General features: G+C 68.8%; 10 protein-coding genes and 1 pseudogene. 5 read left to right on the forward strand and 6 right to left on the reverse strand.

The genetic code is table 11. From position 1 onward, the window contains the following. Positions 1 to 187: 187 nt before the first annotated feature. The 6 genes and pseudogenes from pepQ to rph form a co-directional block, all read right to left on the reverse strand. Positions 188 to 1,513 carry a Xaa-Pro dipeptidase gene (gene pepQ / locus ABD970_RS04840; protein WP_345294349.1) on the reverse strand — a complete coding sequence of 442 codons (1,326 nt, stop codon included), beginning with the start codon at positions 1,511 to 1,513 and terminating at the stop codon, positions 188 to 190. A 101-nt stretch (positions 1,514 to 1,614) separates the two neighbouring features. Continuing rightward, the gene (locus ABD970_RS04845; protein WP_345294350.1) at positions 1,615 to 1,965 is read right to left on the reverse strand and encodes a PilZ domain-containing protein; all 351 of its coding nucleotides are present in this window, start codon (positions 1,963 to 1,965) and stop codon (positions 1,615 to 1,617) included. After that, a complete protein-coding gene (locus ABD970_RS04850) occupies positions 1,962 to 4,337 on the reverse strand; it encodes a DUF1631 family protein (RefSeq protein WP_345294351.1) in 2,376 nt (791 codons plus the stop codon). The genes ABD970_RS04845 and ABD970_RS04850 overlap by 4 nt, the downstream gene beginning before the upstream one ends. A gap of 71 nt (positions 4,338 to 4,408) precedes the next feature. Continuing rightward, positions 4,409 to 5,569 (reverse strand): annotated as a pseudogene (gene hemW, locus ABD970_RS04855) (radical SAM family heme chaperone HemW); the annotation flags it as partial. Positions 5,570 to 5,646: 77 nt separating this feature from the next. Continuing rightward, the gene (rdgB, locus tag ABD970_RS04860) at positions 5,647 to 6,243 is read right to left on the reverse strand and encodes an RdgB/HAM1 family non-canonical purine NTP pyrophosphatase (RefSeq protein WP_345294352.1); all 597 of its coding nucleotides are present in this window, start codon (positions 6,241 to 6,243) and stop codon (positions 5,647 to 5,649) included. Next, the gene (rph, locus tag ABD970_RS04865; RefSeq protein WP_345294353.1) at positions 6,240 to 6,968 is read right to left on the reverse strand and encodes a ribonuclease PH; all 729 of its coding nucleotides are present in this window, start codon (positions 6,966 to 6,968) and stop codon (positions 6,240 to 6,242) included. The genes rdgB and rph overlap by 4 nt, the downstream gene beginning before the upstream one ends. Before the next feature lie 152 nt (positions 6,969 to 7,120). On the opposite strand from rph, the gene ABD970_RS04870 reads away from it, so the two are divergent. From ABD970_RS04870 to ABD970_RS04890, 5 genes are all read left to right on the forward strand, one after another. Continuing rightward, positions 7,121 to 7,969: a YicC/YloC family endoribonuclease gene (locus ABD970_RS04870; RefSeq protein ID WP_345294565.1), complete on the forward strand. Its 849-nt coding sequence runs from the start codon at positions 7,121 to 7,123 to the stop codon at positions 7,967 to 7,969. Between the two features lie 100 nt (positions 7,970 to 8,069). Beyond that, positions 8,070 to 8,687, forward strand: a complete 618-nt coding sequence (gene gmk / locus ABD970_RS04875; protein ID WP_345294354.1) for a guanylate kinase — start codon at positions 8,070 to 8,072, stop codon at positions 8,685 to 8,687. Between the two features lie 223 nt (positions 8,688 to 8,910). Beyond that, complete coding sequence (gene rpoZ, locus ABD970_RS04880; protein WP_345294355.1) at positions 8,911 to 9,210, forward strand: DNA-directed RNA polymerase subunit omega; 300 nt, start codon at positions 8,911 to 8,913, stop codon at positions 9,208 to 9,210. A gap of 166 nt (positions 9,211 to 9,376) precedes the next feature. Further along, positions 9,377 to 11,545: a RelA/SpoT family protein gene (locus ABD970_RS04885; protein ID WP_345294356.1), complete on the forward strand. Its 2,169-nt coding sequence runs from the start codon at positions 9,377 to 9,379 to the stop codon at positions 11,543 to 11,545. A 129-nt stretch (positions 11,546 to 11,674) separates the two neighbouring features. After that, on the forward strand, positions 11,675 to 12,058 hold the full coding sequence (locus ABD970_RS04890) for a RidA family protein (RefSeq protein WP_345294357.1): 384 nt from the start codon (positions 11,675 to 11,677) through the stop codon (positions 12,056 to 12,058). Position 12,059 lies beyond the last annotated feature (1 nt).

Raw genomic sequence — 12,059 nt, forward strand, 5'->3', positions numbered from 1 at the left:
TTCCGGCCAGTGGCCCCGGCGCAGCCGCCACGCTTGCAATCGATCCGCTCTGCCCCAAGACGAGTTCGCGGGGCGAACCCGAGCGCCCCGCCGATCCACTCCCGATCACGGGACCAATCCCTGCCACGGGGGCTACGGACGGCGGGCGAAGGACCCGTCGCCTGCGCAGCCCGGGTCGGTACGGCTTTCAGCCCAGTTCCGTGAATCCTTCCCGGGTCAGGTTGGCCGGTTCGTCGACGGTGCACAGCACGTCGTCCTCGATGCGGATGCCGCCGTAGGGGCGGAAGGCATCGACCTTGCCCCAGTCCACCGCGCCGGCGTGCTCGGAGGCGCGCAGTTCCGCCATCAACAGGTCGGCGAAATAGATGCCAGGTTCGATGGTGACCACGGCGCCCGGTTCGAGGGTGCGGGTCAGGCGGAGATAGGGATGGCCGTCGGGTTTGTCGATCGTGCCCCCTTGGTCGGAGGCGAGGAACCCACCGACGTCGTGCACCTGCAGGCCGATGTAATGGCCGATGCCATGGGGAAAGAACTTTGCGCTGACGCCGGTTTCCAGCGCAGACTCGGGCGCCATGTCGAGGATGCCGGCGTCGCGCAGGATGGTGGCCATCTCCAGGTGCGCGGCGAGGTGGATCTCGCGGTAGTCGGTCCCGGCGCGCACCTTGCCGCACAGGCGCTGCTCCGCGGCATCGACGGCGTCGACGAGCCCCTGGAATTCGCTGCCCGTGTCCGACGCGTAGGTGCGGGTGATGTCGCAGGCATAACCGGCATGGCCGGCGCCGGCGTCGATCAGGAAGCTCAGGCTCCGCTCCGGTGGCGTGCGATCGCGCTCGGTGTAGTGGAGCACCGCGCCATGGCCGTTGAGCGCGACGATGTTGTTGTAGGGGAGGTCGTTCGCGTCCTGGCCTGCCGCCTGGCAATAGGCGAGGTGGATCTCGAACTCGCTGGCGCCTGCGCGAAAAGCGCGCTCGGCGGCCGCGTGCGCGCGCACGCCGTTGCGCGTGGCTTCGCGCATCATCCCGATTTCGTAGCGGGTCTTGGTCGCGCGGTGGTAGTCGAGGTAGTCGACCACCAACTGCGGGTTGTTGGGGACGTACGGCCCCAGCCTGCTTCGCGGTTCACCGAGGATGGCGCACCGTCCGGGGTCCCGGGGCAGGAACTGCTGCGCCTCTTCCGGGGTGCGGATGACTTCGATCTCGAAATGGTCCACCCAGAATCCGGCCGGGGCCTCGGGCACCACGTGCCAATAGTCGTGGGGTTGCAGGTAGAGCAGCCTCGGCTTGGCACCCGGCGTGGCGATCAACCAGCTGCCCGGGTTCCGGGTCAGCGGCAACCAGGCCTTGAACTGGGGGTTGACGGCGTATGGGTAGTCGCGATCGTCGAACACCTGGTAATGGATTTCGCCACTGGGCACCACCAGGTGGTCGAAGCCGCCGCGCTCCAGGGCGACGCGGGTGCGCTCCTGGAGGGTGTCGAGATGTTCGCCGTATAGCGAGGCGAGCGATGCGTGCATGGGATGGGCGCCGGGCAGGGGGCGACCATTCTGCCGCAATTGCCCGAGGGCCGCCGCTCCATCTGGCATGGGCCGGCCGCTGCCGCGGGGCGCGCGCATCGCTACTCGTAGCGGCTGCCGGGGGCTTCGATCCAGGTGCGCAGCTGGGTGGATTGCTGTTCGGTGACTCCGAGAAACCGGAACCCCGTCCACGCCAGTCCAGGGGCGCTGGCCGAGTCCAGCCACAGCAGGTGGGCACCCAACTCCAGGGGAAGCGTGCTTCCCTGCTCACCGGGGAGCTGGAACTGGAACTGGTACAGCGCGTCCTCGACCAGCGATTCGGTGGCCATGAGCAGCATGCCCGTTTCCGACAGGTTGCCGATGCGGCCGACCACGCGCTCGGTCATCATGTCGGTGACCGCAATGGTCCCGGTGGCCTTGCGACGCCGGGCACGGCGGAACTCGTTGATCATGCGCCTGCCTCGTCGATCTCGGGCGCGGCGTCGCCCCGACTCGCAAAACTGCGCAGGGCCTTGACGGCGGCTTGCCACGCGCGGTCCACGAGTCGGCCGCTCGCCGCCGTCACGATCCGCGCCTGTCCGTTGGCCAGCATTCGCGCGAGTGCGTCGAGAGACTGTTCGCCCACGCGCTGGCCCCGCTGGTTGACGAACAGCGCGTGGCCCGTGACGGGGCTGTACCACGACAAGCGCCTGCGGACCACGTCGCCTTGCTGGTTGGTGGTGAACTCGATCCAGGTGCCGAAGGGCATGACGCGCAATTGCTCGAAGCGTTCCTGTTCCGCCGGCGTCCGCGGCGGCAGCCGGACCTGCTTCCTGGTCGTCGCTTCCTCGCCCAGGCGTGCGCGCGCCTTGACCTTCATCGCAAGTTCGGTGCGCGATGCCGGGTCGTCGTCGTCGCTGATGCCGCTTGTCAGGCGTTGCGCGATCACGCCCGCCTCTTCCCCCTGGTACCCGACCTGGCTCAACGCGGACTCGACATGCCGCGCCAGGGCGGGATCGACCTCCGTGCGCTCCTCCGAATGGCCGCAGGCTTCGATGATCTGGCGCGTCGCCTCCAGCTGCTTCTGCCACTCGTCGGAGTCTTCGCCATGCCGCAGCAGGGTGAGGGTCAGAACGTCCGCCCACGCCTGGTTGAGCAGGGCGCGGGTGAACTTGGGGATGCGGCGATCACCGACCAGTTCGGCCAGGGTGCTGGACGTACGGAGTTTGGCGACCTCCAGCTTCTCCTTGCCGCGCGCGGCCTCCACGTGCCGCCGTTCGAGCAGTTCGGCCTTCCGGATGTTCGCTTCGAGCGTCTTCTGCAACCGCTGGTTGATGTCCTGGAAGATGCGGTCGTCGCCATCGTACTTCTCGACCACGTCGTCGACCGCCTGTTTCAGCGGCGACAGCAGCTGGGGGTCGAAATCCTCCTTGTCGAGCCATTTGGCGGCGGTCTCGGCCACGGTATTGAGCAGCTGCCGCGCCGGATGGCTGCCGCGCACGAAGAATCCGCCGTCATGCAGGGCGACGCGCAACATCGGCAATTGCAGGCGGCGAAGCAGCGCGGCGGAGGGGGCTTCGCTGTCGATTTCGCCTTCGATCTGCGAGTACAGCATGTTGAGCAGCTCGAACGTATCCTCGTCGGCCTGGGACAGGCGCGCGCCATGGCCGCGTTGCTGGCGCGCCTGCGCGAGCAGGGTTTGCTTGATGTCCGCGAGCGTCCGCGCGGATCCCGTGGGCGACGAGGGTTGGGTTTGCAGCGCGGCGAGCGCGTCGTCGAGGTCGAGGCTATCGAGCTGGGTCCGGGCGTTCGCCCTTCGCGAAGGACGCAGCTTGCCGAGAAGTTCCCGGCGGCCGGACATCAGCTGCCGCAGCGAAGCGTAGGCGGTCTCCTCCTCGGCCCGGTCCATCTCGTCGTCGACATCGTCCGGCTCGCCCAGCCACGCGGTGTGCGGGCGATGCCTGTCAGGCGGCGTCCGCTGCGCGCTCGCGCGCCCCGTACGGAAACGGGCGGGTTCTCGCGATTCCCCCGGGTCGTCACTTGAGGTTTCCTTGTCCGCCTGCCTTCCTGCGCCGGCCCTGGCCCGTTCCGCGGGGGTCGCCGCAGCCGGGTCCGGGTTCTGCAGGGTCGGCCGCGCGCGGATCGGCACGTAGGTCAGCCCCGGCAGGATGCCGTCGCTTGCCATGGTGGCGTCGAGCTTGTCGAGGATGCCGCCGTAGGCCGGCATCACGTGGCGGTCGAACAGGCGGTACAGGAGCAGGCGTGCATCAAGGTTGATCTCCAGTGCGACGCTGGCATGGTGCAGCGCGCGGCACAGCGCTTGCGGTCCCAGCGGGATGCGCGACGCATCCGGCGCGGGGGTCCCCGCGAGTACGCCGAAGCGTTGGCTCAGCAAGTGAAGCGCGAGGTTGGACCGCGCTTCCTGGCGCACGGCGACATCGCGCAGCACCACGTCCTCGTCGAGCGTGACGTCCTCCACCAGGCTGAGCGTCTGGAAGCCCTGCACCTGCGATTCGGACTGTTGGGCCGGGGCCACCTTGTGGCGGATCGCAGCCACGCTGGCCTCCAATTCGACCATCAGGTGCGGGACCAGGTCGGCGCGATGCATGCGAAAGGTACGCAGCGTCTGCATGTAGGCCGATTCGTTGCCTGGATTGCGCGCGGTGTCGGCCAGCCGGAACAGCTCGCGCTCGAATTCGTCCAGCAGCACCCGCAGGCTGTGGTCGAGCTCCATCGATACGAGCGTCCGCGCGTTTTCCAGGACGGCGCGTACGCGCCTGGGCAGGTTTGCGGCGGCAAGCGTGCGCGGCGCGGCTTCTTCCGTCGGCGGCGTGTTCACAGACATGTTGGCGTTCGGTCCCCCCCCACCGTGCTTGATAGCACGGCCCCGTCCTCCGGGGCCAGTCTTGGTCCATCCAGGAACAGGGAAATCAGGTCGTTTCCGAACCGCCGTCCCAGTTCCGTGGGTACGGCCGCGTCCCGGTCCATGTCCAGCCAGTCCCGTTCCCGGGCGATGGCCAGTGGGGCCGCGATCGTGCTTCTGTGCAGACCGGTCCTGTCCTCGTAATCCGAGAACCGGAATCCCTCCACCAGGCGCAGCGCATTGAGCATGAACTCGAAGGGGCGTTGCGCGTCTGCCACGGACTCGTCGCCTCCGATGGCCGCGTCGGTGCCAGCCGTGGCGAGCCACGCCGAGGGATGCTTGTGCTTCCAGCGTCGCCGGATGATGCCGCCGGCGGCATCCGTCAGCTTGCCGTGCGCGCCGGCGCCGATCCCGAGGTAGTCGCCGAATCGCCAGTAATTGAGGTTGTGGGCGCACTCGCGGCCCGCCGGCGCGTATGCGCTGACTTCGTACTGGGCATGGCCGGCGGCGGCAATGCGCCCCTGGCACTGCAGCTGCATCTCCCAGGCGAGATCGTCGTCGGGGAGGTCCCCCGGGGGCCGTGCGGCGAACAGCGTGTTGGGTTCGAGCGTGAGCTGGTAGTGCGACAGGTGCGTGGGCTGGAGTGCCAGGGCCCGTTCCACGTCGTGTTCGGCCATGGCCAGGTCCTGGCCGGGCAAGGCGTACATCAAATCCAGGTTGATGTTGTCGAAACCCGCATCCTGCGCCAGCCGGACCGCAGCCTCCGCTTCCGCGCTGTCGTGGATGCGGCCCAGGCGCGCGAGCACGCCGTCGTCGAAGGACTGGATGCCGAAGCTGAGGCGGTTGACGCCGGCGCGCCGGTAGTCCTCGAACCGGCCGTGCTCGGTCGTGCCGGGATTGGTTTCCAGCGTGATCTCGAGGCTGGGGACGAACGACAGGCGGGCGGCGGCTCCGTGCAGGAAGGCGTCGATGGCATCGGCTGGGAAGAGGCTCGGCGTGCCGCCGCCGAAGAAGATGCTGTGGATGGGACGGCCACCGGCCAGGGGCAGGTCATGGTCCAGGTCCGCGAGCAAGGCCTCGACATAGGCGTTGAACGGCGGGGCAGCGGCACCGGCACCGGCCCGGAACTCGTGCGAGTTGAAGTCGCAGTAGGGGCATTTGCGAACGCACCAGGGGAGGTGCACGTACAGCGACAGGGGCGGGGGCGTCAGCATGGGGCCATTGTAGGAGCGACCGCGGCCGCGGCCGCCTTGCGTGGTGGCGGGACTCGTCGCATTGCCAAAGACACTGACTAAACCGCTTCGGACAGGCGCTGCCCCAGGATCGCCAAGGCCTGGCCGCGATGGCTGATGCTGTTTTTCACCGCCGGCTCGAGCTGGGCCGCGCTGCAGTCGTACCCGGGAACCTGGAACACCGGGTCGTAGCCGAATCCGCCCTGGCCGTGGCGCGAATGCAGGATGCTGCCGCGCCAACGGCCTTCGGCGATGATGGGCTGCGGGTCCTCCGCGTGGCGCAGCAGCACGATCGACGCGTGGAAGTGGGCGCCACGCCTGTCGTCGGGCACGGACTCGAGCGCGGCAAGCAGCTTGTCGATGTTGGCGTCGGCATTGCCATGCACGCTGGCGTAGCGTGCCGACAGCAATCCCGGGGCGCCTTCGAGCGCATCCACGCAGAGGCCGGAATCGTCCGCCAGCGCGGGCAGTCCGGTCTGGCGGGCGGCGTGGCGCGCCTTGATCAGGGCGTTCTCGACGAAGCTGAGGCCGGTTTCCTCGATGTCGTGCACGCCCAGCTCGGCTTGCGGCACGCATGCGATGCCGGAACCGGCCAGCAGCTCCCCGAACTCGCGCAGCTTTCCGGCATTGCCGGAAGCCAGCACCAGCCGCCTCATCGCGCCAGTGCGTCCCTTTGCGCGGCAAGCAGCTCGCCGATGCCCTTGTCGGCCAGCACCAGGAGGGCGTCGAGCTCATCCCGCCGGAACGCGTGGCCTTCGGCCGTGCCCTGGAGCTCGATGAAGCCGCCGCCGTCGTTCATCACGACGTTCATGTCGGTGTCGCAGGCGCTGTCCTCGTCGTAGTCCAGGTCGAGCACGGGCACGCCGCGATGGATGCCGACCGACACGGCCGCGACCGCGCCGTGGATCGGATCCTGCTTGATCTGGCGTCCGGCCTGGAGCCAGCGCACGGCGTCGACCAGGGCCACGTACGCACCCGTGATCGCCGCGGTGCGCGTGCCACCGTCCGCCTGGAGGACATCACAATCCAGGGTGATGGTGCGTTCGCCCAGCGCGCCGCGATCGACGCAGGCACGCAGGCTGCGGCCCACCAGGCGCTGGATCTCCAGGGTGCGCCCGCCCTGTTTTCCGCGGGACGCCTCGCGGTCGCTACGGGTATGGGTCGCGCGCGGCAGCATGCCGTACTCGGCCGTCACCCAGCCTTCGCCCTTGCCCCGCAGGAAACCGGGGACGCGGTTTTCGACGCTGGCGGTGCACAGCACGCGGGTCTGCCCGAAGCTCACCAGCACCGATCCCTCGGCATGGCGCGTGTAGCCGCGCTCGATCCGAACCTCGCGCATCTGGTCGGCGGCGCGGCCGCTGGGGCGTGACGGATCGGACATGTCTGGTTTACCGTGGAATCGGCGCGCGAGTTTACCATCGCGGTCCCGGCGCCCGATCGCGGATGCCGCGCGAACCCGGGTCCGCCAATGTCGAGCCTGGATGTGTTTCCACCCGGTTCGACCCTGCAGGAGTCTCCATGCCAATCCGCAGCATGACCGCCTTCGCCGCCGGCGAGCGCACCACGCCCTGGGGCACGCTGGGTTGCGAACTGCGTGCGGTCAACCATCGTTTCCTCGAGATCGGCACGCGCCTGCCCGAAGACCTTCGCGTGCTCGAACCCGAGATGCGACGGCGGATCGGCGCGCGCGTCTCGCGCGGCAAGCTCGACCTGTCGATGCGACTGCGACCGGCGGAAGGCGCGGACGCCCTGCGCGTCGACGAGGGCCTGCTGTCGCAGCTGGGCGCGATCGCGCGGCGGATCGAGCCCGATTTCCCGGGGCTCGGCACCGATTTCGCGAGCCTGCTGGCGATCCCCGGGGTTCTCCAGTCCGAAAGCGGGGACCCCGCCGCGCTGCAGGCGGAGGCGATGGCCCTGCTCGACGAAGTGATCGCCGGCTTCATCGCCGCGCGCGAACGCGAAGGCGCGCAGTTGGCGGCCGCGATCGACGAGCGCGTGGACGGCATCGAACGCCAGGCCGCCCTCGCGCGTGCGCTGATGCCCGAGATCCGCGCCGGGCAGCGCGCCAAGCTCGATGCGCGGCTTGCCGAACTGGCGCAGCCCGCCGACCCGGGCCGGATCGAGCAGGAACTGGTGTTGTGGCTGCAGAAGCTCGACGTGGACGAGGAGCTCGATCGCCTGGACAGCCATGTGCTGGAGATCCGTCGCGTGCTCCGGCAGCCGGAACCGGCGGGGCGGCGGCTGGATTTCCTGCTGCAGGAGTTCAACCGTGAGTCCAACACGCTGGGATCCAAGTCGGTCGATGCCCGCACCACCGCCATCGCGGTGGAACTGAAGGTGCTGGTCGACCAGGTGCGCGAACAGGCGCAGAACATTGAATAGCCGGGGAAGGGCGGCGACGGGATAAGCGGTAGCATTGCGGGGTCGCCGCCGAACCGGCTCCATCTTCCCGATCGCCCGACCCATGCCGAGCAACCGACCCATGCGCGGAACCCTCTACATCGTCGCCGCACCCTCGGGTGCCGGGAAATCCAGCCTCGTCAACGCCTGCCTGGCGCGCGACCCGAACATCTGCCTGTCGATCTCGTTCACCTCGCGCGACCCCCGCCCCGGCGAGCGGCACGCCGAGCACTACCATTTCATCGGCCGGGAGGAGTTCCAGCGCATGATCGATGCGGGGGACTTCTTCGAGCATGCCCTGGTGCACGGCGACTGGAAGGGGACGGCTCGCCAATCCGTGGAGCCGCAGTTGGCCGCCGGACGCGACGTGCTGCTGGAGATCGACTGGCAGGGCGCGCGCCAGGTCCGTGCGCAGGTGCCCGAGGCGGTCAGCGTGTTCATCCTGCCGCCGTCGCGCGAGGCCTTGCTCGAGCGCATGCGCAAGCGCGGCCAGGACAGCGAGGCGGTGATGGCGGCCCGTCTGGCCGCGGCGCGGGAGGAGATGTCGCACTACGACGAGTTCGACTACGTCATCGTCAACGAGCATTTCGACACCGCCGTCGGCGAGATGTGCGCGATCTTCGCCGCCAGCCGCCTGCGACGCGAGGCGCAGGCATCGCGGCACGCGGACCTGATCGCGGCCTTGCTGGTCCCGGACTGAGCCTGCACGACGGGTGCCCCGGCGGGCCGCGTTCGGCACGCCAGCGCGGGGAGGTGGGAACGGAATGGGCGGGTCGCCGGCGCCAGCGGGCGCGGGAATCGCACCTTTCCCGCTGCAAGCGCTTGATTTTCAAGGCAGATGCTTGCTTTCTGCCCACGGGGTCCCATAGAATCCGCATCCCCCTTTCCTCAAGAGCGACGGCCTGCCGGCCGCCGGGAGCCCCATGGCCCGCATTACCGTTGAAGACTGCCTGGAAGTGGTCGATAACCGCTTCGAACTCGTCATGATGGCCGCCAAGCGCGCGCGCCAACTCGCCAATGGCGTCGATCCCCAGCTGGACAACAGCGAGAACGACGACAAGCCGACCGTGCTGGCCTTGCGCGAGATCGCAGCGCGGCGCATCGACCAGCCGTTCATCGATGCCGTCGACAAGATGGAGCGCGAGCGCAAGGAGCGCGAGGCGCTGGAGTGGGCCGCTGCTGAAGTGGTTGCCGACGACGACTTGGGCAAGGGCGACGATTGACCCGTCCAGCCGCGGCATGAACGCCCGGCAGCTTGTCCCGCGACCCCGCCCTGGCGGGGTCGTCGCGTTTTTACGCCGGCGCGGCAGCGGTTGCCGGGGCGCCGCCCCCGTCGCGTGATCCGCCCGCCCCTCCCCATGCCCGCCGTTTCGCCGTAGGCTCGGGGGCATGATCCCCGGCGAATCCTCCAGCGCGACAGCCGACGGCCCCGCCGTCGAATCCGTGCCTGATTACATGCTCGCCATGGAGCGCAGTGCCGGCTACCTGGACGACGCCCAGCGGCAACAGCTGCGGCGTGCCTGGGCGGTCGGCGCGGTCGCCCACGCGGGACAGGTCCGCAAGTCCGGCGAGCCGTACATCACCCATCCGGTGGCCGTGGCGCAGGTGCTCGCCGAGCAGAAGGTCGATGCCGAGACCCTCGTCGCCGCCATCCTGCACGACACGCTGGAGGACACCGGGCTCACCCACCAGGCGCTGGCCGAACAGTTCGGCGAGACCGTGGCGGACCTGGTCGACGGCGTCACCAAGCTGGACAAGCTGCACTTCCGCGATCGCGAACAGGCCGCGGCCGAAAGCTTCCGCAAGATGCTTCTGGCGATGGCCCGAGACCTGCGCGTGATCCTGATCAAGCTCGCAGATCGCCTGCACAACATGCGCACCCTGGGTTCCTTGCAATCCGATTCACGGCGTCGCATCGCCGCCGAGACCCTGGAGATCTACGCGCCGATCGCGCAGCGGCTGGGCATGAACATGGTCAAGGCCGAACTGCAGGACCTGGGGTTCCAGGCGCTGCACCCGATGCGCCATCGCGTCCTCAAGCAACGCATCGGCAGCGAACCGCTGGTGCGGCGCGAGTCGCTTGCCAAGATCGAGGCGCAGCTGGCGCAGCGCCTGACCAAGGAGGGGCTTGGTTACCGGCTCGTCAGCCGGGTCAAGTCCCCCTGGAGCATCTACAACAAGATGCGCTCGGAAGGAAAGACCTTCGACCAGGTGACCGACGTCTTCGGCTTCCGCATCATCGTGTCCAGCGTCCCCGAGTGCTACCACGCGCTGGGCGTCGTGCACTCGGTCTACAAGCCGCTGGATGGCCGCTTCCGCGACTTCATCGCCATCCCGAAGGCCAACGGCTACCAGTCCCTGCATACGGTGTTGTTCGGTCCGTACGGATCGCCGATCGAGGTGCAGATCCGCACCGAGGAAATGGACCTGATCGCCGAGCGCGGCATCGCCGCGCACTGGACGTACAAGCACGGCAGCGATGCCCCCAACAGCGCCCAGGTGCGCGCGCATTCCTGGATCGCCAACCTGCTCGAATCGCAGCGCGCGGCGGGCTCGTCGCTCGAATTCCTGGAAAACGTCAAGGTCGACCTCTTCCCCGACGAGGTCTACCTGTTCACGCCCAAGGGCGAGATCATGTCCTTGCCCCGCAACGCCACGGCGCTGGATTTCGCCTATGCGGTCCATACCGACGTCGGCAACCACGCGGTCGCCGCGCGCGTGGACCGGCAGCTGGTGCCGTTGCGCACCAAGCTCGCCAGCGGGCAGAAGGTCGAGGTCATCACCGCGAAGTCGTCGCTGCCCAAGCCGCAATGGCTGGAGTTCGTGGTCACCGGCAAGGCGCGCACGGCGATCCGCCACCAGCTCAAGCACATCGAGCACGAGGACGCGGTGCAGCTGGGGCACCGCATGCTGGACCGTGCGCTGGAGGAGCAGCAGAGCTCGCTGGAGCGCCTGCCCACCGCGCTGCTGGACACCTACCTCGCGGAGCATCGCTACCCCCGACTCGAGGCATTGCTGGCCGACATCGCCCTGGGCAACCGCATGCCAGCCCAGGTCGCGTCGGTCCTGCTCCACCACGCGCCGGAGGCCGCCGATGGCAGTCGCCCGGTGAGACCGGGAGAGAACATCCTGATCACCGGGAACGAGCGCGGGGTGATCACCTTCGCCCATTGCTGCCTGCCGATTCCCGGCGACGAGATCATGGGTTACCACACCACCGGCAAGGGCGTGGTGGTGCACCGCGTGGAGTGCGCCAACGTGGCCGAGTACCGCAAGTCGCCGGATCGCTGGGTCACCATCGGCTGGGACCGCAACGTAACCGGCGACTACGACGTGGCCCTGCGCATCGAGGTCGAGAACCGACCGGGCGTGCTGGCGCAGGTCGCCGCCGCCATCGCGCAGGCCGACTCCAACATCGACGGGGTCGAGTACCTGGAGCGGGATGCCAACGTGGCCGCGATCCGCTTCTCGATCGAGGTCGGCGACCTGAACCACCTCGAGGACGTGATCCGCCGGACGCGCCGGCTCGCCGTGGTCCATGGCGTGCAGCGGATATGAGCGGCGGCCGGCGCCGGACGGGATGACGTCCGCTTAGAGCCGCGCCCCCCAAGTGCGTGCCGCTGCGGCGCCGACCATCCGCGCTTAAACTCGGCGTTCGTCCCCGCATCCGCACCGGAGCCACCGACCATGCCCCGCCAACCCGTCGCCACCGACCAGGCGCCCGCCGCCATCGGCCCGTATTCGCAGGCCGTCCGCGCCGGCCAGACCGTGTATTTCTCAGGCCAGATCGCGCTCGACCCCGCGACCGGCGCGCTCGTCGAAGGCGGCGTCGAGGCCCAGGCGCGACGGGCCTTCGACAACCTCCAGGCAGTCTGCGCGGCGGCTGGCGGTTCGATGGACGACATCGTCCGGCTGGGCCTGTACCTGACCGACCTGGGGGACTTCGCGGTGGTCAACACGGTCATGGGCGCGTACTTTTCCGAGCCCTACCCGGCGCGCTCGACGGTGGAAGTCTCGGCACTGCCCAAGGGCGCGCTGTTCGAGGTCGATGCGGTCATGGTGACCCGCTAGG

This window comes from Luteimonas vadosa, assembly GCF_039543545.1.
Taxonomy (GTDB): domain Bacteria; phylum Pseudomonadota; class Gammaproteobacteria; order Xanthomonadales; family Xanthomonadaceae; genus Luteimonas; species Luteimonas vadosa.